A 22,742-nucleotide genomic window follows, 5' to 3' on the forward strand; every position below is an offset into this window, starting at 1 on the left:
CTAGCTTGAAGGGACATTTCTTGAACCGCATCATTCAAAAAGCGGTTCCCATTCATATCTGACGTATCGGGCATATCTGCCGGATTACCTGGAAATGATGAAAAATTTATGTAAAAGTTGCACGGAGGGAAGAAACTGTATTATACTGACAAGGAGGAGAGGGTCAGCCTCATCTGTGAGACGGCCCGCCGGTTTGCCCCGGACTATGACGTAGACCAGATCTATGCCGCCCTTGCGGGGAGCGCGGAGAAAGGGGACAGGGAAGAGACAAAATCAAAATAAAAACCCGGACATACACCTGAAGCTATATTTTGCCCATACAGATGAGAGTCTGTACGGGCTTTTTGTGTTTGTTTTGCAATCTTTTTGCATTTTGTCTGTTAAATATAGGAGAATGATGTATAATAAAAGAAAATATTCTGAAAAAAATAGGAGGGAGGCGCGTTATGTTAGAAAAGCTGGATCTCACGAAGAAGATGGGAAAAGAAGAGTACAAAGAGAAGATGGAGCATTTGGAGAAGAGCCTTGGCAAGCTGCAGCGCAGGTGCAAGGAGCTGAATATCCCTGTTATGATCGCCTTTGAGGGATTTGGAGCTGCCGGTAAGGGGCTGCAGATCGGAAAGCTGATACAGGCCCTGGACCCGCGGGGCTTCCGTGTGTATGCGGTGAAGAGTGAGACAGAGGAGGAGAAGCTCCATCCCTTCCTCTGGCGATTCTGGACAAAGCTGCCGGAAAAGGGACGCATCGCCATCTATGACACGAGCTGGTACACGAGGGTTCTCAAGGATCGGTTTGACAAAAAGGTGAAAAAGCCGGAACTGGCGGACGCCTATGAGTCTATCCTGTCCTTTGAGGATCAGCTGACAGAGGACGGCATGGTGATCATAAAGCTTTTCCTGGCCATTGATAAAAAGGAGCAGAAGAAGAGATTTGACAGGCTTCTTGCCTCCAGGGACACCGCCTGGCGGGTGACAAAAGGGGATTTGAGGAGAAACGAGAAATTTGACAAATACCAGGAGATGAACGAGGAGATGCTGGCCCGCACGGACACGGAGAAGGCGCCCTGGCATATTGTGGAGGCAGTGGACCGGCGATTTGCCACTGTGAAAATCTATTCCATCGTGGAGGAGATGCTCGCCAGGCAGATCGAAAAGGTGGAGGGCTCGCTGGCGGACGACAGGGCCGGCACGGACGCAGCGGAGACGAAGGAGCTGATGGAGTCGATCCTGGGCAAGGTGGATCTCAGTCTGTCCTGCGGACGGGAGGAGTATGAGAGGGAGCTGAAGGTACTGCAGAACCGTATCCGGGAACTCCACGGGGAGCTGTACAGACGGAGAATTCCGGTTGTCCTGGGCTTCGAGGGCTGGGACGCGGGCGGAAAGGGAGGCGCTATCAAGCGACTCACAGCCAAGATGGATCCGCGGGGTTACGTGGTGCACCCCACCGCGTCTCCCAACGCGGTGGAGAGGCAGTACCACTACCTCTGGCGGTTCTGGAAGGATATGCCGAAGGCCGGTCACATCACTATCTTTGACAGGACCTGGTACGGCCGCGTCATGGTGGAGAGGATCGAGGGCTTCTGCACGAAGAGTGAGTGGCGCAGAGCCTACCGGGAGATCAATGACATGGAGAGGACCCTGACAAGGGAGGGCGTGATTGTGCTGAAATTCTGGATGCAGATCGACAAGGACGAGCAGGAACGGCGCTTCAGGGAGAGGCAGGAAAACCCGGAGAAGCAGTGGAAGATCACGGAGGAGGACTGGCGGAACCGGGAGAAGTGGGATCATTATGAGGTGGCTGTCAACGAGATGCTGATCCGCACCTCCACGGCCAACGCACCATGGATCGTGGTGGAGGGCAACGACAAATACTACGCCAGACTGAAGGTCCTGCGCACGGTGGTGGAGGCCATTGAGGAGAGGATCAAGACGGGAGGGAAGAGAGCATGAACATCCGGGAGGAGATGGAGGCCAGGGAGGAAGCCAATTTAAGTCCCTACGCCACCCTGAGCAGCAGATCCAGAGGGAGAAAGAGACCGGAGCCCCAGTGCGACATCCGGCCTGTATTCCAGAGAGACAGGGATCGGATCCTCCACTGCAAGTCCTTTCGAAGACTGAAACAGAAGACCCAGGTGTTTCTTCTGCCCAAGGGTGATCACTACCGTACCAGGCTGACCCACACCCTGGAGGTGTCCCAGAACGCCAGGACCATTGCCAAGGCCCTCCGTCTCAACGAGGATCTGGTGGAGGCCATTGCCCTGGGCCACGACCTGGGGCACACCCCCTTCGGCCACGCCGGTGAGAGGGCTCTTGACCAGGTGTGCCCGGAAGGGTTCCGGCACAATGAGCAGAGCGTCCGGGTGGTGGAGATCCTGGAGAAGCAGGGCAGAGGGCTCAATCTCACCTGGGAGGTGGTGGACGGTATCCGGAACCACAAGTCCAGCGGCAGGCCCCACACGCTGGAGGGGCAGATTGTCCGTCTCTCAGACAAGATCGCCTACATCAACCATGATATCGACGATGCCATCCGGGGCGGTATCCTGACGGAAGAGGATCTGCCCCCGGAATTCACGGACGTGCTGGGGCACACTACCCGGATGCGGCTGAACACCATGATCCACGATGTGGTGACCCACAGTATGGACCGGCCGGAGATCATCATGTCGGAACACATCCGGACAGCCACCATGGGACTGCGCAGGTTCCTCTTTGAGAATGTGTACCAGAACCCGGTGGCAAAGGGGGAGGAGACAAAGGCCATCGGCATGATCCAGAGCCTGTATGGCTGGTATCTGGATCATATGGAGTTTATCCCCCGTCAGTATCTGGATATGATCGATGAGGGCAGGGACACGAAGGAGAGGGTGGTGTGCGATTACATAGCAGGCATGACAGACTCCTACGCGGTGAAAAAGTTTCAGGAATTTTTTATCCCGGAATCATGGAAAAATTAAAGGAAATGAAGAAGTTTTGTCGAATATTATAAATGTAGGCAATTTTAAAGCCATAAAAAAAGCAGAGAAGAGGATGACGACAGCTGATGTATTATCCGGACGAAGTGATCGAGGAAGTCAGATCGAGAAATGACATTGTGGATGTGATATCAAGCTACATAAAATTACAGAAAAAGGGCAGCTCCTATTTTGGTCTCTGCCCTTTCCATAACGAAAAATCTCCTTCTTTTTCAGTGAGCCGCGATAAGCAGATGTACTATTGCTTCGGCTGCGGGGTGGGAGGCAACGTGTTTACCTTCCTGATGGAGTACGAGAACTATTCCTTTGTGGAGGCACTGAAGTTCCTCGCGGAGCGGGCAGGGGTCCAGCTTCCGGAGGAGGAGTACTCCAAGGCGGCAAAGCAGAAGGCGGACCTGCGGGCCAGGATCCTGGAGATCAATAAGCTGGCGGCCAAATATTTTTACGCCCAGCTCAAGGCCCCTCAGGGGAAGACGGCCTACGACTATCTGAAAAACAGAGAGCTCAGCGATGAGACGATCCTGGCTTTCGGCCTGGGCTATGCCAACAAGTACAGCGATGACCTGTACCGGTACCTGAAGACAAAGGGATACAGTGACGAAATCCTGTCCCAGGCGGGGCTCATCTCCATCGACGAGAAGCATGGCCCCTATGATAAATTCTGGAACAGGGTCATGTTTCCCATCATGGATGCCAACAGCCGTGTTATCGGCTTTGGGGGCCGGGTGATGGGCGACGCCAAGCCCAAGTATCTGAATTCTCCGGAGACAGTTGTCTTTGACAAGAGCCGCAATCTGTACGGCCTGCACAGGGCCCGGACTTCAAGGAAGCCCTATTTTCTCCTGTGCGAGGGGTATATGGATGTGATCTCCCTGCATCAGGCGGGATTTACCAACGCGGTGGCCTCCCTGGGGACGGCCCTGACGTCGGGGCACGCCTCCCTTATCAAGCGGTATGTGAAGGAGGTCTACCTCACCTACGACAGCGATGAGGCGGGGACGAAGGCAGCCCTGCGGGCCGCGCCGATCCTGCGGGCCGCGGGCATCACCGCCAGGGTGATCCGGATGGATCCCTACAAGGACCCAGACGAATTTATCAAGAACCTGGGGGCGGAGGCCTTTGAGGAGAGGATCCGGGGCGCCAGGAACAGCTTTATGTTTGACCTGGAAATGCTGGAGAAGGACTACGACATGGCAAGCCCGGAGGGAAAGACTGAGTTCCTGAAGGAGGCGGCCCGGCGGCTGAACACCTTTGACGAGGAGATCGAGAGGGGAAACTACATAGACGCTGTGGCGAAGGCCTACTCGGTCAGCAGCCAGGATCTGCGCAAACTGGTGACCCGCATGGCGGTGGAGGGAGGACTGGCAAAGCCAGCCGCCCGCCCCAGGACAAGCGGTGACCGGGAAAAGGAGAAGGAGGACCGACACCTGAAATCCCAGAAGATCCTCCTCACCTGGATGCTGGAGGGGGAGGACATCTTCCGCCAGATCAAAAAATATATCTCCCCTGCCGACTTTACAGAGGATCTGCTGCGCACTGTGGCGGAGAAGCTGTACGAACAGTATGAGGAGGGGGATGTCAATCCGGCCCGGATCATCAACTTCTTTACAGACGAGGAGGAACACCGGCGGGTGGCGGAGCTCTTCAACACGAGGATCCGCGAGCTTCCCACTGTCAAGGAGCAGGAGAAGGCGCTCCGGGAGACGATCCTCCGTGTGAAGGAGAACAGCATAGAGGAGGCGGCCCGGCGGCTGGCCCCCACAGACATTGCCGGACTCCAGAGGCTGATGGAGGAAAAGCGGGCGCTGCAGGCCCCGGACAAACTGCATATTTCTATTAATTAGGGATAAAATATAAAACAAGCAATGAGAGGATGGACACTGCATGGACGAGAACATGGTAAAATTTACGGAGAAGCTGAATGACCTGAAGGCCCTTGCCAGAAAGAAGAAAAATGTGCTGGAGATCACAGAGATCAACGATTTCTTTGCTGACATGGAGCTGAACTCCGACCAGATGGACAAGGTCTTTGAATATCTGGAGGCGAACAACATCGATGTGCTCCGGATGGATGATGACGACGAGGGCCCGGACGACGCGGATCTCATGCTGACAGACGAGGACGAGGTGGACATGGAGAAGATCGACCTGTCTGTCCCCGACGGCGTCAGCATCGAGGATCCGGTGCGCATGTACCTGAAGGAGATTGGAAAGGTGCCCCTTCTGTCCGCTGAGGAGGAAGTGGAGCTGGCCAAGAGGATGGCGGAGGGCGACGAGGACGCCAAGAAACGTCTGGCAGAGGCCAACCTGCGTCTTGTTGTGAGCATTGCCAAGCGCTATGTGGGCAGAGGCATGCTCTTCCTGGATCTGATCCAGGAGGGAAACCTAGGCCTTATCAAGGCGGTGGAGAAATTTGATTACGAGAAGGGATTTAAGTTTAGTACCTACGCCACATGGTGGATCCGGCAGGCCATCACCCGGGCTATCGCAGACCAGGCCAGGACTATCCGTATCCCCGTGCATATGGTGGAGACCATCAACAAGCTGATCCGCGTCTCCAGACAGCTTCTCCAGGAGCTGGGACGTGAGCCCACCCCGGAGGAGATTGCGGAGGAGCTGGACATGCCTGTGGACAGAGTCCGTGAGATCCTGAAGATCTCCCAGGAGCCGGTGTCCCTGGAGACTCCCATCGGTGAGGAGGAGGACAGCCACCTGGGCGACTTCATCCAGGACGACAATGTGCCGGTTCCCGCGGAGGCGGCTGCGGCTACCCTCCTCAAGGAGCAGCTGGACGAAGTGCTGGACACCCTGACAGACAGGGAGCAGAAGGTGCTCCGCCTGCGCTTTGGCATGAACGACGGCCGTGCCCGCACTCTGGAAGAAGTGGGCAAGGAGTTCGACGTAACAAGAGAGCGTATCCGCCAGATCGAGGCGAAGGCGCTCCGGAAGCTCCGGCATCCCAGCCGCAGCAGAAAACTGAGAGATTATCTGGATTAAGAAAGAGGCGCCTATGGAACTATCAAAGAGACTATCTGCCGTGGCAGGTCTTGTGACAGAGGGCGCCTCTGTCGCGGATATTGGCACGGATCACGGATATATTCCTATCTGGCTGGCCAAAAGAGATCCCTCTGTAAGGCTGATCGCCATGGATGTCAATGAGGGGCCCCTTGAGAGGGCCAGGAAGCATATCCTGGCGGAGGGGCTGTCAGACAGGATCGAGCTGCGGCTGTCGGACGGATTTTCCGCATTAAAGCCCGGAGAGGTGCATACAATCATCGCAGCGGGCATGGGCGGAGGACTGGTGATACATATTCTGGAGGCAAGCCCTTCCGTTACCGCTTCTGTGAAGGAATTTATCCTCCAGCCCCAGTCCGGGATCGAGCGGGTCCGGGCCTATCTGGAGAGCCATGACTATACAGTCATCCGGGAGGAGATGGTGGAGGAGGACGGGAAGTACTATCCCATGATGAAGGCGGTTCACGCAGAGGAAGGACGGCCGGAGACACGGCCCTGGTCCAGGGTGGAGCTTCTCTACGGCAGAGATCTCCTTGCCCGCCGGCACCCGGTACTGCGGGATTATCTTCTGCGGGAGCGCCGTATCCGGGAGGAGATCCTCCTACGCCTGGAGAAGGCGGGGACGCCGGGAGCCCTTCTGCGGGAAAAAGAAGTAGACAGAGAGCTGGAGGAGATCCGGGAGGCGCTGGACGTGTATGAAGGAAAGGAGCAGTGAGACAATGCTTTGCAAAGATGTGATGGATGTGATCGAGGAGGCCTACCCGGCCGACTATGCCATGGACTGGGACAATGTGGGACTCCTTGTGGGGAGAGATGACAAGGAAGTGAAGCGCATTTATGTGGCTCTGGATGCGGATGACGCGGCCATCGAGGATGCGGTGCAGTGGGGGGCCGACATGCTTGTGACCCATCACCCCATGATCTTCTCCGGCCTGAAGAGAATCAACAATCTGGACTTTATCGGGGCCCGCATCCTGAAGCTGGTGCGGAACGACATTTCCTACTACGCCATGCACACCAACTACGATGTGCTGGGGATGGCTGAGCTGTCGGGAAAGAAGATGGAGCTGAAGAATCCGGAGGTGCTGGAGGTGACAAGAGAGGGGGAGCAGCCGGAGGGGATCGGCAGAGTGGCGGATCTGGCCAGCCCGGTGCCGCTCAGTGAGGTGTGCTGGTCTGTGAAGGACCGATTCCACCTGGGGGCTGTGAAGGTGTTCGGGGATATGGAACAGATGGTATCCAGGATCGCTATCTCCCCGGGATCCGGGAAAAGCATGGTGAAGGCGGCGCTTGACAAGCGGGCGGATGTGCTCATCACAGGGGATATCGACCACCACACAGGTATTGACGCGGTGGCCCAGGGCCTGGCCATCATTGATGCCGGGCATTACGGGATCGAGCACATTTTTATAGAGGATGTAAAAGCGTATCTGGAAGAGAGGCTGAAGGGCGTGGAGGTGAAGGCCGCGCCGGTGCGCCATCCCTTCCAGATCGTGTGACGGCAGGGCGCTGACGTAAAACGGAGCATACAGGAGGTTTGTCATGGAGCGGAAGATGTATCGGATCGAGGCGGATGGAGAGACAAGGGAGTATCCGGAGGGCACGCCCTACAGGGTGATCGCCGGGGATTTCCAGAAGAACCATGAGAATGATATCGTGCTGGTCTTTGTGGACGGGAAGCTGCAGGAGCTCCACAAGACACTGCAGGGGGACTGCAGTCTTGTCTTTGAGACCACAGGGGACGAGATCGGACACAGCACCTACAAGAGGAGCATGTGTCTCATGCTGGTCAAGGCCATCTACGACGCCGCCCACCACGAGGGGATACGGAAGGTGAGGATCCACTACTCTATGGGGGATGGATATTACTGTACCATGGATGCGGATTTCCCCCTGACCCGGTCCTTCCTGGACCAAGTGGAGGGGAGGATGCGCTCCATGGTGGAGGAGGACATGCCGGTGCGCAAAAGGACCATACATACGGATGAGGCTGTGGCCCTGTTCCGCAGACATGGCATGCACGACAAGGAGCGCCTTTTTGAGTACCGCCGCGTCTCCAAGGTCAACATCTACAGCATGAATGAGTTTGAGGACTATTATTACGGCTATATGGTGCCGTCGGCCGGCTATCTGCGATATTTTGCCCTCTATCTCTACGATGAGGGCTTTGTCATCCAGATGCCCTCCAGAAGGGAGCCTCGCAGCCTGGCTCCCTTTGCCCCCAAGAGCAAGCTCTTTCAGGTCATGAAGGAGTCCACAAAATGGGGGGATATGCAGGGGATCGAGACCGTGGGCTCTCTCAACGACCGGATCACAAAGGGCGGCGATATGCGGGATATGGTGCTGGTGCAGGAGGCTCTCCAGGAGAAGAAGATCGCTCAGATCGCGGAGAAGATCGCCGGCCGGAGGGAGGCCAAATTTGTCCTCATCGCCGGCCCCTCCTCATCGGGGAAGACTACCTTTTCCCACCGCCTGTCCATTCAGCTGCGGGCCGCCGGCATGGTACCCCATCCCATCTCTGTGGACAACTATTTTGTGGAGAGGGAGGAGAACCCAAGGGATGAAAACGGGGATTTTGACTTTGAGTGCCTGGAGGCGGTGGACACAGACCTCTTCAACGACCAGATGAGGCGCCTCCTGGATGGGGAGGAGGTTGTCCTGCCCACCTTCAATTTCAAGACCGGGCACAAGGAATTCGGGGGAAAGCCGAAAAAGCTGGGAGCTGAGGATGTGCTTGTGATCGAGGGGATTCACTGCCTGAATCCCAAGCTGACCCTCTCCCTGCCCGACGAGAATAAATTCCGGATCTACATCAGCGCTCTGACCCAGCTCAACATAGATGAGCACAACCGGATCCCCACCACGGACGGCCGCCTGATCCGCCGGCTTGTCAGGGATGCCAGGACCAGAGGCTCCTCGGCCAGGAGAACCATAGCTATGTGGCCCTCTGTGAGAAGAGGGGAGGAGAAGAACATTTTCCCCTACCAGGAGGAGGCGGACGTCATGTTCAACTCGGCTCTGATCTATGAGCTGGCTGTGCTGAAGCAGTATGTGGAGCCCCTGCTCTTCGGAATTGAGAGGGACTGCCGGGAATATCTGGAGGCGAAGAGACTGCTGAAATTCCTGGACTATTTTGTGGGAATTGAAAGCACCCTCGTGCCGGCCAACTCCCTGCTGCGGGAGTTTATCGGCGGAGGATGCTTCCGGGTGTAGTCAGGGCCGCTTCTAGCGGCCGCTGTAGAAAGCTTTTATGTCAGAGAGACGGGAGCTCATGCGGATCATGAGGAGGTCAGCCACAGTGAGGGCGGCCATGGCCTCCACCACCACAACAGCCCGGGGGACGATGACCGGGTCGTGTCGGCCCTGGATAGAGATCTTCAGATTGTTTCCTTCCCTGTCCACGGTGTCCTGCTCCCGGGAGATGGAGGGTGTGGGCTTGACGGCGGCCCGCAGGATGACGGCGCTGCCGTCGCTGATGCCGCCCAGAGTGCCCCCTGCGTGGTTTGTACGCTTGTGTACGCCGCTTTCGTCCGCGTAGAAGGGATCGTTGTTCCTGCTCCCAAAGGAGCGGGCCGCTCCAAAGCCGTCGCCTATTTCCACGCCCTTGACAGCGCCGATGGACATGACGGCTCCAGCCAGGGCGGCGTCCAGCTTGTGGAAGACAGGCTCGCCGATGCCCGCGGGCAGGCCGTCGATCCTGCACTCTACAACGCCGCCGGCGGAGTCCTGCCTTCTGATACAGTCCTCCAGAAAAGCGGCGGCCTCCTCAGCGTGGGATCGGGAGGGCATATAAAGAGGATTTTCTGTGATCTGACTGAAATCATATGCGCCATCGGGGATGCTGATATCTCCGATGGCTTTTGTGTAGGCCGTAAAATGGATGCCAAGCTCGGCCAGCAGCTTTGCCGCCACGGCGCCAGCGGCTACCCGCCCGGCTGTCTCCCGGCCGGAGGAGCGGCCGCCTCCCCGGTAGTCCCGGATGCCGTATTTGCGGTCAAAGGTGTAATCTGCGTGGCCGGGCCTGCAGCAATCTTTGATAGAGCTGTAATCCCGGGATCTCTGATCTTCATTTTTAATCAGGATGGAAATGGGGGTGCCGGTGGTCTTTCCATCAAATACGCCGGAGAGGATCTGTGCCCGGTCCCCCTCTCTCCTTGCTGTGGTAAATTTTCCCTGTCCCGGCTTCCTGCGGTCCAGGTAGCGCTGTATGTCCTCCTCGCAGAGTGGAAGCCCTGCCGGGCATCCGTCCACGACGGCGCCCAGGGCCGGACCGTGGGACTCGCCCCAGGTGGTGACGGTGAAAAGTGTTCCAAGTGTAGAACCTGCCATGATGCATCGCTCCTTTATTTTGTAAATTGTTTGTTAAATCCTGTTAAGATATATTAAGATTTATTATAAACAAGAGGCGGATTGTTGACAAGAGAAAGCCGGGACACTATAATTACTACGTATTGTGTAAAAGTGTAGCTATAAGTATAAATATAGAGACAGGGAGCAGATTTGTATGAGCAAGAAAGAAAACAGCCGGGAGGATATTGAGCGCTCCTCAGAAGAAATTCTCGAAGAGACGATGAAAGAGATCTATGATGGCCTGCAGGACTCCGCTGCGGAGGACGTCCAGGCGGGAGAGGAGTCGGAGGAGCCGGATACAGACTCTCTCCAGGAGCTGGAGGAGGAGCTCAGCGAGGGGGAGGAGGATCCCTTTGACGGCGATGACGGCGTGATCCGCCTGGATGACAATGAGGAGTTTTATGACAGAGAAGATGACGAAGACGACGCGTTTATGAGCGATGAGGATGAACTGGAGCCCGAGGAAAAGACAGACGGAAAGAAAAGAGGAAAAAAGAAGGTGTTGATCGTCCTTCTGGTCATCCTGGGTGTGCTGGTGCTTGCCTATCTGGGCGTGGCTCTGTTCTTTACCAGACACTTCTTTTTCTACACAAGGATCAACGGCACAGAGTTTTCCGCTCAGGCTGCCGGGGCAGTGGAGAGCTATATGGAGGAGCAGGTCAAGGACTATGAGCTCACACTGAAGGAGATCGACGGTGGTTCAGAGAGCATCGATGGGGACGACATAGACCTTACCTATGTAGAGGGAGACGAGGTCACTACCCTTTTGAAAAAGCAAAATCCCCTTCTGTGGATCACGGCTCTCTGGAACCATCCGGAGATTACGGCTTCTGTGGGAGTGGAATACGATAAAGACAAGCTAAATGAAGTGATCGCGGGCCTGAAGTGCATGCAGCCCGAGGAGCAGACAGCTCCCCAGTCGGCCCGTCCTGTATTCCAGGATACAGAGTTTGTGATCCAGGACGAGGTGATCGGCTCACAGATCGACACAGAGAAGTTTACAGAGACGGTCAATACAGCTATAAGCGGATTTCAGTCCACTCTGGATATGGAGGCGGAGGACTGCTATGTGATGCCCGCCTTCACCGCTGACTCTCCGGAGGTGGCGGCTGCCAGGGACGCCATGAACAGCTATCTGGGAGCGAATATCACCTATGATTTCAATCCATACACAGAGGTGGTGGATTCATCCGTCATCTCCCAGTGGGTGACTGTGGACGACAGTATGAATGTGACCTTTAACCAGGACGCGGTGCGCAGCTACATCCAGGAGTTGGCGAACAAATACGACACCTACGGGAAGACAAGGACAATAGTCACAAGTCTGGGAAATACAGTGGAGGTGTCCGGCGGGACATACGGCTGGCAGATTGACCAGGAGGCAGAGTACAATGCCCTTACGGCCAATATCCAGAACGCGGAGACTGTGACGCGAGAGCCCCAGTACGCAAGGCGGGCCGCCTCCCACGAGGGAAATGATTACGGAAGCAGCTACGTGGAGATCGATCTGACCAACCAGCACGTGTGGGTTTATGTGAATGGACAGTGCGTGGTGGAGACGGACTGCGTTACAGGCAACCCGGCTGAGGGCAACGGCACACCCCAGGGAGTCTACTCTATCGCCTACAAGCAGATGAACACGACTCTGAGAGGGCCGAAGAAGGCGGACGGGACATATGAGTGGGAGTCACCTGTCACATACTGGATGCCATTTAACGGCGGAATCGGACTCCATGACGCCAACTGGCGTTCCTCCTTTGGAGGGAGCATTTACCAGGGCGGTGGATCCCACGGATGTGTGAACCTTCCCCCGTCAGTGGCCGGAACGGTATATGACAACATCCAGGCCGGAACCCCGGTTGTATGCCATTATTAAGGATAGATAAGGAATTTTCGGAATGTATGAGCTTTTAAAAAGAGACGGGGCGGCCCGGAGAGGCCGGCTCCACACAGTACATGGGGTCATAGAGACCCCTGTATTTATGAATGTAGGAACGGCGGCAGCGATCAAGGGAGCCGTGTCCACAGAGGATCTGGAGCGGATTGGCACACAGGTGGAGCTGTCCAACACCTATCACCTGCATGTGAGACCGGGAGACCAGATCATCAGGAAACTGGGCGGACTGCACAAATTCATGTCCTGGGAGAAGCCCATTCTCACAGACTCGGGCGGCTTCCAGGTGTTTTCCCTGGCGGGCCTGCGCAGGATCAAGGAGGAGGGAGTGTATTTCAACTCTCACATAGATGGGAAAAAGATTTTCATGGGGCCTGAGGAGAGCATGCAGATCCAGTCCAATCTTGCTTCCACCATTGCCATGGCCTTTGATGAGTGTCCCTCCAGCGTGGCGGACAGGGAGTACATGGAGAGATCCGTGGCCCGTACCACCAGATGGCTGGAGCGCTGTAAGAGGGAAATGGACAGGCTGAACAGTCTGACCGACACCATCAACCGTCACCAAATGCTCTTTGGCATCAATCAGGGGGGCGTTTACGAGGATATCCGCATCAGCCACGCAAAGGAGATTGCTGACATGGATCTGGACGGCTACGCTGTGGGCGGCCTCGCCGTGGGCGAATCCCACGAGGAGATGTACCGCATACTGGACGCGGTTGTGCCCCATCTTCCCCAGGAAAAGCCCATCTATCTTATGGGTGTGGGAACGCCTGCCAACATTCTGGAGGCGGTAGACCGGGGCGTGGACTTTTTCGACTGTGTTTACCCCAGCAGGAACGGGCGCCACGGACACGTATACACAAAGCAGGGAAAGAGAAATCTCTTCAATGCGAAATATGAGCTGGATGAGCGCCCCATCGAGGAGGGGTGCCAGTGTCCGGCGTGCCGTAGGTATTCCCGGGCCTATATCCGCCACCTCCTGAAGGCAAAGGAGATGCTCGGGATGAGGCTCTGTGTGCTCCACAACCTGTACTTTTACAATCATCTGATGGAGGAGATCCGCCAGGCCATCGAGGAGGGCCGCTTTAAGGAGTACAAAAAGAAGACATTAGAGGGCCTGCAGGGCGGAAAATCGTGATAAAAAAGCAATATACCGGAAAAAAACTCTTGATGAAACCCCGGATATTGTGTATGATAACAATAGTGTCAAAAAGTGAGTAATTTAGGAGGAAATGTTTATGTATACTTTGGCAGCAGGCAGCTTTTTGAACAGTCCTATCGGACTGATCCTTTTATATGCTGTGATTATCGGCGCTTTCTGGTTCATTTTGATGCGTCCTCAGAAGAAGGAGCAGAAGAGAGTGGCAGCCATGATCGCCGACATGGAGGTGGGCGATACAGTGCTCACGACAAGCGGTTTCTACGGAGTGATCATCGACATCACAGACGATGACGTGATCGTGGAGTTTGGAAGCAACAAGAACTGCCGTATTCCCATGCAGAAGGCAGCTATCGCGCAGGTAGAGAAGGCGGATGCGGAGTAAGAGAATCATATGATTTCAGGAGAGCTGGTTTCTGTGACCGGCTCTTTTTTATTTGCGAAAAAATGTAAAAAAAGGTTAAAACTTGCAGAAAAGAGAAATTTGTGTTACGGTTAGTCTGTATCAGTTAATATAAATAATTAATCAAGGGGAAGGAGGAAATCAAACTAATGAAAAAAATCAAATTGCTGATACTATTGCTTTTCATGTGCATGGTGCTCACGGGGCTTCCAGCCATGGAGAGCAAGGCAGAAGAGGATACGCAGGGAGGGGAAACGTATCCGGAATTGCAGGATGAGAATCCATATCGTACAGAAAGTGTCACGGCTATGGATGAAAATGGAAATATCACTGAGGTGGGTGACTCTGACGGGAGCATGACAGATGGAGATGAGACGTCTTCAGCCAGCATTTCTACATATGCAAGGTCAGCCCGGATGGCAGTGTCATCAGTCAAGGTGGTGAACTTTAACACAAAGGACAATGCGGTCACAGAGTATACGGAGGACGGCACAGGAGCCCTCGGCTACACAAACGGAGACTACGGCGCTGACGCCGCGTATCTTGGGACCAGCGGAGGAAAAGTGAAGTTTATGATGTCCGGCGTGATCGGCTGGGTCAACGCATCGGAGGTGGAGGTCATTGACTTGTCCCAGGCCGCTGTGGTGAGCGGCTATGAGGTGGAAAATGGAAGGCTTCTCCACGGCATTGTGTACACTATGGCCACACCCGGCTACAGGACAAAGCTGGATAATGGTCCTGCCCCGTCCTATCTGAGTGCGGGGACCAAATACTACAGCTACGACGGACATTATTTTTACACAGACTATGCAGTGATGATCACTGATTACCAGAATAATACCCGTGCAAATTCTGTTAATCCCAGTGATCCGTATTACAACTATTATCAGTATCTGCCTCTCAGGAGCGCCACATCCTACAGCGCGGATACCCTGAGCGCCATGATCAACAGCAAAGCAGGGGCAGGATCACTGATGGCGAATAAGGGAAGCGCCTTTATTGACAGTCAGAATACATACGGTGTAAATGCCCTCCTCATGACTGGGGTTGCGGCCAACGAGAGCGCATGGGGGAAAAGCAGTATTGCCCTGAGCAAGAACAATCTTTTTGGCCTGAATGCTATTGACAGCTCTCCGGGGACAAGCGCGAATACCTTTGCGAGCGCGGAGGCATGCATCAACGACTTCGCGAACGGATGGATGTCCAGAGGATATCTCTATCCAAAGGACGGCAGGTATAACGGCGGCTTCCTTGGAAACAAGGCCAGCGGCATCAATGTGAAATACGCCTCAGATCCCTACTGGGGTGAGAAGGCGGCCAATGTGGCCTACGCCCTTGACGCGGCCCAGGGCAGTCAGGATTACGGCCAGTACACTATAGGTGTGAAGGATACGCTGGCCTCCAGCCACCAGACTGTGAATGTGAGAAATGCAAGCAGCACATCATCTACAGTCCTCTACAGTACGGGCTCGGCCTCGAATTACTCTGTCCTGATCAAAGACAGTACGCTGGAAAACGGATTTTACAGGATCCAGAGCGATGGGGTGCTGGACAGCGGCAGAACCTCTGTCGTGAGGGGAAGCGGGGCCTACAGCTTTGACGCGATGTACGCCTACATTTCCTCGGACTATGTGCAGATCGTAAATCAGGGAACGGCGGTATCAGAGCCGGAACCCGAGCCACAGCCAGAACCTGAACCCGAACCAGTGCCCGCGACGCTGGACTCCATATCTATCGCGGCGGCACCGCAGAAGACAGTCTACACGGAGGGAGAGACCTTTGACCCCACAGGGATGACAGTGCAGGCAAACTGGAGTGACGGCTCTGTTACCGATGTGACCGGTGAAGTCAGCTATCGGACAGATCCCCTCACAACCGATGTGACAGCCGTGGAGATCTCCTACACAAGCGGCGATGTGACCAGGACTGTTTCCCAGTCCATACAGGTAAACGCAAAAGTGACCGTGACAGGCGTGCTGATCAATCCCTCTGAGATCAGTCTGTATCCTGGAGACGCAAAGACCTTTGGCGTGTCTGTGCAGGGAACAGGAGATCCGTCCCAGTCTGTGACATGGTCCGTAGAGGGAGCCTCCAGCGGCCAGACGGTCATCGACGAGAACGGCAGGCTGACTGTGGGAGAGGACGAGACGGCCGGGCAGCTTACCGTAAAGGCCCAGTCAGCTGCGGATGGCTCTCAGATCGGCCAGGCCGCAGTCACTGTTGTGCCAAAAGAGAGCGAGGAGCCGTCGGCGCCGGATGGAGCCGGAGGCAGTGAGGAATATGCATCTGCGGATCTGAAGGATGAAACGTCAGGCATCGGTGTAAATGGCGAGTTTGCTGAGAACACCAGTCTTACAGTCACACCCATTGGCAGTGATTCGGAGGAATACCAGGCCCTTGTAAAGGAAGCGGCCGGAAAGACGATCCTCGGAGTATATGAGCTCTCTTTGGACGGAGCGGTAAAGGATGGAAGTAAGATACAGGTTACCTTTGCTGTGGATGAGCAGTATAACGGACAAAGTATTCTGATTCTTCATTATCCTAAGGCGGATGACGTTACATACATTGAACGTTATGTAGCGACCGCTCAGGACGGAACGGTGACAGTGGAGGTGGACAGCCTCTCACCGTTTGTCATAGCGCTGGATGAGGAAAGCGCAGGGAACGATGCTTCCGGCGGACAGACGCCGGAGGGCGATGAGCCTGAAGTCACAGACGAGCCAGAAAATTCTGAAGAACCAGGTGTTACGGATGAGCCGGGGACTACGGAAGAGCCGAATGTGACGGACCCGGCGGTGACCGGTGATCCGGATCCATCAGACCCCTCAGCTACATCTGGCGGATCCGGTACGACAGGAGACGCGGGAAGCACATCAGGTTCAACCGGTACAACTTTAACCAATACAGCTCCAGCGAAGATAAATGATCAGAATGGCCAGAATAGTGGCAGCGCTTCGGGAGGCGCTAACAGCAGCCAGACAGAAGCAGCTCCGAGAACAGGAGATACTTCTGCTCCCATACTCTGGATCGTGCTTGCGGTTGCCGCAGTAGCAGTCATTGCTGTAGCTGTGGTTTTGAAAAAGACCAGAAAGTAGAGATTTTACAAGATCAGGATATCACCTGCTCAGGCGGTGGTATCCTTTTTGATTGCCCTGTGAAAAACAGAGGACACTCTATTTTTTTGCGCTTTTACAGGGTAAAGGGTTGAAACACCGATAAAAATGCGATATTATTATGAAATAGCGAAATTTGTTGTACATAGAAAGGATGGAGCATATGAACCTCAAGATCGGAGTTATCAAAGGGGACGGCATTGGCCCGGAGATCGTCACAGAGGCCATGAAGGTGTTGGATAAAGTAGGAGAAGTGTATGGACATACAATGGATTACGACCAGCTGCTGATGGGAGGCGCGTCCATTGATGTACACGGTGTACCGCTGACAGACGACACGATCCGGAGAGCGAAGGACTGCGACGCAGTGCTTATGGGATCCATCGGAGGGGATGCCAAGACCTCTCCCTGGTATCAGCTGGAGCCGGACAAGAGGCCGGAGGCAGGCCTTCTGAAGATCCGGAAGGCGTTAAACCTTTTTGCAAATTTAAGACCCGCTGTTCTCTACGAGGAGCTGAAGGGCGCCTGCCCGCTGAAGGAGGAGATCACAGAGGGCGGCTTTGACATGATGATCATGCGTGAGCTGACAGGCGGCCTCTATTTTGGAGAGAGGAAGACGGTGGAAGAAAATGGAGTAATGACAGCCTACGACTCCCTCACGTATAATGAGAACGAGATCCGCCGGATCGCGAAGAGGGCCTTTGACATAGCCATGAAGCGCCGCAGAAAGGTGACAAGCGTGGACAAGGCGAATGTGCTGGACTCCTCCAGACTGTGGAGAAAGGTTGTGGAGAAGGTCGCCGGGGATTACCCGGAGGTGACACTGGAGCATATGCTCGTTGACAACTGTGCCATGCAGCTTGTGAAGGATCCAAAGCAGTTTGATGTTATCCTGACAGAGAACATGTTCGGAGATATCCTTTCTGACGAGGCAAGCATGGTGACAGGTTCCATCGGTATGCTGGCCAGCGCCAGTCTCAATGAGACAAAATTCGGCCTGTATGAGCCAAGCGGCGGATCCGCGCCTGACATTGCGGGCAAGGGAATTGCCAATCCCATCGCCACGATCCTGTCGGCGGCCATGATGCTCCGGTTCAGCTTTGACCTGGACGCGGAGGCGGACGCCATAGAAAAGGCAGTGGCCGAGGTACTGAGAGAAGGCTGGCGGACCATTGACATCATGTCCGAGGGCAAGAATCAGGTGGGCACAGAGAAGATGGGCGACCTGATCGCAGGGCATATCGCGTAATATATACAGAATTGCAGATGGAGGTAGAACAATATGAGAAGTGACAATGTAAAGAAAGGGGCACAGCAGGCGCCCCACCGTTCCTTATTTAACGCGCTGGGACTGACAAAGGAGGAGCTGGATCGTCCGCTGATCGGTATCGTCAGCTCCCACAATGAAATCGTGCCGGGGCATATGAACCTGGACAAGATTGTGGAGGCTGTAAAAATGGGAGTTGCCATGGCAGGCGGAACGCCCATCGTATTTCCGGCCATTGCGGTCTGTGACGGCATTGCCATGGGCCATATCGGCATGAAATACTCCCTGGTGACAAGGGATCTGATCGCGGACTCCACCGAGGCCATGGCCATGGCCCATCAGTTCGACGGACTGGTCATGGTGCCAAACTGTGACAAGAACGTGCCGGGACTTCTGATGGCTGCCGCAAGAATCAACATCCCCACCATCTTTGTCAGCGGAGGCCCTATGATGGCAGGCCGGGTACAGGGCAAAAAGACCAGTCTCTCCAGCATGTTTGAGGCTGTTGGAGCCAACGCGGCGGGCCTTCTGGACGACGAGGGCCTTCTGGAGTATGAAAACAAGACCTGCCCCACCTGCGGTTCCTGCTCCGGTATGTACACGGCCAACAGCATGAACTGTCTGACCGAGGTGCTTGGCATGGGACTTCGCGGAAACGGCACCATTCCGGCGGTGTACTCTGAGCGTATCCGTCTGGCAAAGCATGCCGGCATGCAGGTCATGGAGCTTGTGCGCAAGAACATCTGTCCGAGGGACATCATCACTAAGGATGCCATCTTAAATGCCCTGACTGTTGACATGGCTCTGGGATGCTCCACCAACAGCATGCTGCATCTTCCGGCCATTGCCCACGAGATCGGCATGGACTTTGAGATTGATTTCGCCAACGGCATCAGCGAGCGCACTCCTAACCTGTGCCACCTGGCGCCGGCAGGCCCCACCTACATAGAGGATCTCAACGAGGCGGGCGGCGTGTACGCTGTCATGGCTGAGCTGAACAAGAAGAACCTTCTCCACACCGACTGTCTGACCGTCACAGGAAAGACGCTGGGAGAGAATATCGCAGGCGCAGTGAACAAAAATCCGGAGGTTATCCGCCCCATCGACAATCCCTACAGCCAGACAGGCGGCCTGGCTGTGCTCAAGGGCAACCTGGCGCCCGACGGCAGCGTAGTAAAGCGCTCCGCGGTAGTGGACGAGATGCTGGTGCACGAGGGACCTGCCAGAGTGTTCGACTGTGAGGAGGACGCTATCGCGGCCATCAAGGGCGGCGACATCAAGGAGGGAGACGTTGTTGTCATCCGCTACGTGGGACCAAAAGGCGGCCCCGGCATGCCGGAGATGCTTAACCCCACCTCCGCCATTGCGGGCATGGGACTTGGCTCCAGCGTGGCCCTCATAACAGACGGACGCTTCAGCGGAGCTTCCAGGGGCGCATCCATCGGTCATGTGTCACCGGAGGCGGCAGTGGGCGGTCCCATCGCTCTCGTGGAAGAGGGAGACATCATCAAGATCAACATCCCGGCGCTGACCATTGAGCTGGACGTGCCGGACGATGTGCTGGCCCAGAGAAAGGCCAACTGGCAGCCCAGAGAGCCCAGGATCACCACAGGCTATCTTGCGAGATACGCTGCCATGGTCACATCCGGCAACAGGGGAGCTGTCCTGGAGGTTCCGAAGAACAGCCAGCAGTAAGCGGACAGCCAAAAGGATGGAACAATCAGAGGAAATCAGAAGAAAGAGGAAGATAGATTTATGCAGTTAACAGGTGCAGAGATTGTAGTGGAATGTTTGAAGGAGCAGGGCGTGGACACTGTGTTCGGATACCCGGGCGGCGCCATCCTCAACGTATATGATGAGCTGTATAAGCATAGTAATGAAATCAGGCATATCCTTACCTCCCACGAGCAGGGAGCCGCTCACGCGGCGGACGGATATGCCAGGGCCACAGGCAAGGTGGGCGTCTGCTTTGCCACAAGCGGCCCGGGGGCAACTAACCTGGTGACAGGGATCGCCACAGCCTACATGGATTCTATCCCGATCGTGGCCATCACCTGCAATGTGGGCGTGTCTCTCCTGGGGAAGGACAGCTTCCAGGAGATCGATATAGCGGGCATCACCATGCCCATCACGAAACACAACTATATTGTAAAGGATATTACCCAGCTGGCGGACACCATCCGCAAGTCCTTTGTCATCGCGAAGAAGGGCCGTCCCGGTCCGGTGCTCATCGATATCCCCAAGGATATCACAGGGGCAGTGACAGAGTACACGCCCAAGCCGGCCGCAGAGGTAGTGCCCTCCCAGGATATAGACGAGAAGGATCTGGAGACGGCACTTGCCATGATCCGCAGATCAAAACGTCCCTTTATCTGTGTGGGCGGCGGAGCTATCCTGTCGGATGCGTCAGAGGAATTATATAAGTTTGCCAGGAAGGTGGACGCCCCGGTGGCGGACACCCTGATGGGACACGGCGCATTTCCGGAGACGGATGAGCTCTACACGGGTATGGTGGGCATGCACGGCACAAAGGCGTCAGACTACGGCGTGGACGAGTGTGACTTGCTGATCGTGGCCGGCGCCCGCTTCAGCGACCGGGTTACCGGCAATGTAAACGAATTCGCGAAAAATGCGGAAATCCTTCAGTTTGACATTGACGCGGCGGAGATGAACAAAAATGTGCTTATCACAGAGGGTGTGATCGGCGACCTGAAGGTGATCCTTGAGAAGATCAACAGTCAGCTTGAGCAGCAGGATCACAGCCAGTGGAAGGAGAAGATCCAGAGCTATAAAGAGAAATATCCTCTCGTCTATCCGGAGGAGGGTCTGTCCGGTCCCTGGGTGGTGGAGGAGATCTACCGCCAGACAAAGGGCGACGCTATCATAGTGACAGAGGTGGGACAGCACCAGATGTGGGCAGCTCAGTTCTATCAGTTCACAGAGCCCCGCACCTTCCTGACATCCGGAGGCCTGGGGACTATGGGCTACGGCCTGGGAGCGTCCATCGGAGCAAAGATGGGGCGCCCGGACAAGACGGTGGTCAATATTGCCGGGGACGGCTGCCTGCGTATGAATATGAATGAGATTGCCACGGCAGCCAGAAACAGCGTGCCTGTTATCGAGGTGGTCATCAACAACCATGTGCTCGGCATGGTGCGCCAGTGGCAGGATCTGTTCTACGGGCAGAGATATTCCCAGACCGTCTTAAACGACGCGGTGGATTTTGTCAAGCTGGCGGAGGCCATGGGAGCTGTGGGCTACAGGGCGCAGACGAGAGAAGAGTTCCAGAAGGCGTTTGCCGAGGCTCTGACTCTTGGAAGACCGGTGCTCATTGACTGCCAGATCGACAAGGATGAGAAGGTATGGCCTATGGTGGCTCCCGGCGCGGCGCTCCGGGACGCCTTTGACGAGGCCGATATGAAAAAAGCTGACTAGAATCAGGAAACTGGAATTAGAAAATAAAAAAGAAATCGGAGGGATCAACAATGAGCAGAGTGTACAATTTTTCAGCAGGACCGGCCGTGCTGCCGGAAGAAGTCCTCAGAGAAGCAGCAGACGAGATGTTAGATTACAGGGGAACGGGCATGTCCGTGATGGAAATGAGTCACCGCTCAAAGGCATTTGCCGGGATTATTGAGGAAGCGGAAGCCGACATCCGGGAGCTGATGCAGATACCGGACAATTACAAAGTTCTCTTCCTGCAGGGGGGAGCGTCCCAGCAGTTTGCCATGATCCCCATGAATTTGATGAAAAACAGGGTGGCGGACTACATTGTCACCGGCCAGTGGGCAAAAAAGGCGTACCAGGAGGCGCAGAAATACGGGAAGGTGAACAAGATCGCCTCGTCGGAAGACAAGACATTTTCCTATATCCCGGACTGCTCGGATCTGCCCGTCTCCCCGGATGCGGACTATGTGTACATATGTGAGAACAACACCATTTACGGCACGAAGTTCAAGACGCTCCCAAACACAAAGGGGAAGACGCTGGTGGCTGATGTATCCTCCTGCTTCCTCTCCGAGCCTGTGGATGTGACAAAGTACGGCGTTATCTACGGCGGCGTGCAGAAGAACATCGGGCCTGCCGGCGTGGTCATCGTCATCATCCGGGAGGATCTCATCACAGACGATGTGCTCCCCGGCACACCCACCATGCTGAAGTACAAGACCCATGCGGATGCAGGGTCTCTCTACAATACGCCGCCCGCCTACGGCATCTACATTTGCGGCAAGGTGTTCAAGTGGCTGAAGGCCCAGGGCGGCCTTGCGGCGATGAAGGAGAGGAACGAAAAGAAGGCTGCTCTTCTCTATGATTTTCTGGATCAGAGCCGTCTGTTCAAGGGAACTGTCCGCAAAGAGGACCGCTCCCTCATGAATGTGCCCTTTGTGACAGGGGATGAAGAGCTTGACGCGAAATTCGTCGCTGAGGCGAAGAAGGCGGGGCTTGAGAACCTGAAGGGACACCGCACTGTGGGCGGCATGAGAGCAAGCATTTACAACGCAATGCCCTATGAAGGCGTGCAGGCACTGGTAGACTTTATGGCACAATTTGAAAAGGAGAACTTATAATC

Annotated in this window: 16 protein-coding genes; 15 read left to right on the plus strand and 1 reads right to left on the minus strand. The window is 55.3% G+C overall.

Annotated elements, in window-relative coordinates; translation table 11 throughout:
- Window positions 1-446: 446 nt before the first annotated feature.
- The 7 genes from NI21_RS0106285 to NI21_RS0106315 all read left to right on the plus strand — a co-directional run bounded on the left by NI21_RS0106285 (window position 447) and on the right by NI21_RS0106315 (window position 9,199).
- Window positions 447-1,949 carry a phosphate--AMP phosphotransferase gene (locus tag NI21_RS0106285; protein WP_033125385.1) on the plus strand — a complete coding sequence of 501 codons (1,503 nt, stop codon included), beginning with the start codon at window positions 447-449 and terminating at the stop codon, window positions 1,947-1,949.
- Entirely contained in the window at window positions 1,946-2,953 is a 1,008-nt protein-coding gene (locus NI21_RS0106290) for a deoxyguanosinetriphosphate triphosphohydrolase (RefSeq protein ID WP_033125386.1), read from the plus strand. Before NI21_RS0106285 ends, NI21_RS0106290 begins: the two co-directional genes overlap by 4 nt.
- Window positions 2,954-3,039: 86 nt before the next feature.
- Window positions 3,040-4,815: a DNA primase gene (gene dnaG / locus NI21_RS0106295; RefSeq protein ID WP_033125387.1), complete on the plus strand. Its 1,776-nt coding sequence runs from the start codon at window positions 3,040-3,042 to the stop codon at window positions 4,813-4,815.
- A gap of 40 nt (window positions 4,816-4,855) precedes the next feature.
- The gene (gene rpoD / locus NI21_RS0106300; RefSeq protein WP_033125388.1) at window positions 4,856-5,968 is read left to right on the plus strand and encodes an RNA polymerase sigma factor RpoD; all 1,113 of its coding nucleotides are present in this window, start codon (window positions 4,856-4,858) and stop codon (window positions 5,966-5,968) included.
- Between the two features lie 13 nt (window positions 5,969-5,981).
- A complete protein-coding gene (locus NI21_RS0106305) occupies window positions 5,982-6,701 on the plus strand; it encodes a class I SAM-dependent methyltransferase (protein WP_033125389.1) in 720 nt (239 codons plus the stop codon).
- A 4-nt stretch (window positions 6,702-6,705) separates the two neighbouring features.
- Entirely contained in the window at window positions 6,706-7,485 is a 780-nt protein-coding gene (locus NI21_RS0106310) for a Nif3-like dinuclear metal center hexameric protein (protein WP_033125576.1), read from the plus strand.
- A 43-nt stretch (window positions 7,486-7,528) separates the two neighbouring features.
- Complete coding sequence (locus tag NI21_RS0106315) at window positions 7,529-9,199, plus strand: nucleoside kinase (RefSeq protein WP_033125390.1); 1,671 nt, start codon at window positions 7,529-7,531, stop codon at window positions 9,197-9,199.
- 12 nt (window positions 9,200-9,211) lie between these two features.
- On the opposite strand, the gene aroC is transcribed toward NI21_RS0106315, so the two are convergent.
- Window positions 9,212-10,315 (minus strand): chorismate synthase, encoded by a 1,104-nt coding sequence (aroC, locus tag NI21_RS0106320; RefSeq protein WP_033125391.1) that lies wholly within the window; start codon window positions 10,313-10,315, stop codon window positions 9,212-9,214.
- Between the two features lie 175 nt (window positions 10,316-10,490).
- On the opposite strand from aroC, the gene NI21_RS0106325 reads away from it, so the two are divergent.
- The 8 genes from NI21_RS0106325 to serC all read left to right on the plus strand — a co-directional run bounded on the left by NI21_RS0106325 (window position 10,491) and on the right by serC (window position 22,740).
- The gene (locus NI21_RS0106325; RefSeq protein ID WP_052083984.1) at window positions 10,491-12,212 is read left to right on the plus strand and encodes a peptidoglycan binding domain-containing protein; all 1,722 of its coding nucleotides are present in this window, start codon (window positions 10,491-10,493) and stop codon (window positions 12,210-12,212) included.
- Between the two features lie 22 nt (window positions 12,213-12,234).
- Window positions 12,235-13,368 carry a tRNA guanosine(34) transglycosylase Tgt gene (gene tgt / locus NI21_RS0106330; protein WP_033125392.1) on the plus strand — a complete coding sequence of 378 codons (1,134 nt, stop codon included), beginning with the start codon at window positions 12,235-12,237 and terminating at the stop codon, window positions 13,366-13,368.
- Between the two features lie 100 nt (window positions 13,369-13,468).
- Window positions 13,469-13,774 carry a preprotein translocase subunit YajC gene (gene yajC / locus NI21_RS0106335; RefSeq protein ID WP_033125393.1) on the plus strand — a complete coding sequence of 102 codons (306 nt, stop codon included), beginning with the start codon at window positions 13,469-13,471 and terminating at the stop codon, window positions 13,772-13,774.
- A 167-nt stretch (window positions 13,775-13,941) separates the two neighbouring features.
- Entirely contained in the window at window positions 13,942-16,887 is a 2,946-nt protein-coding gene (locus NI21_RS16075) for an N-acetylglucosaminidase (protein ID WP_052083985.1), read from the plus strand.
- 181 nt (window positions 16,888-17,068) lie between these two features.
- On the plus strand, window positions 17,069-18,154 hold the full coding sequence (gene leuB, locus NI21_RS0106345) for a 3-isopropylmalate dehydrogenase (RefSeq protein WP_033125394.1): 1,086 nt from the start codon (window positions 17,069-17,071) through the stop codon (window positions 18,152-18,154).
- Between the two features lie 33 nt (window positions 18,155-18,187).
- Window positions 18,188-19,867, plus strand: a complete 1,680-nt coding sequence (gene ilvD, locus NI21_RS0106350) for a dihydroxy-acid dehydratase (RefSeq protein WP_033125395.1) — start codon at window positions 18,188-18,190, stop codon at window positions 19,865-19,867.
- Window positions 19,868-19,927: 60 nt separating this feature from the next.
- The gene (gene ilvB / locus NI21_RS0106355; protein WP_033125396.1) at window positions 19,928-21,607 is read left to right on the plus strand and encodes a biosynthetic-type acetolactate synthase large subunit; all 1,680 of its coding nucleotides are present in this window, start codon (window positions 19,928-19,930) and stop codon (window positions 21,605-21,607) included.
- 50 nt (window positions 21,608-21,657) lie between these two features.
- Window positions 21,658-22,740 carry a 3-phosphoserine/phosphohydroxythreonine transaminase gene (gene serC, locus NI21_RS0106360; RefSeq protein WP_033125397.1) on the plus strand — a complete coding sequence of 361 codons (1,083 nt, stop codon included), beginning with the start codon at window positions 21,658-21,660 and terminating at the stop codon, window positions 22,738-22,740.
- The last annotated feature ends 2 nt before the right edge of the window (window positions 22,741-22,742 follow it).

This window comes from Eubacterium sp. ER2, from assembly GCF_000765215.1.
Taxonomy (GTDB): Bacteria; Bacillota; Clostridia; order Lachnospirales; family Lachnospiraceae; genus Claveliimonas; species Claveliimonas intestinigallinarum.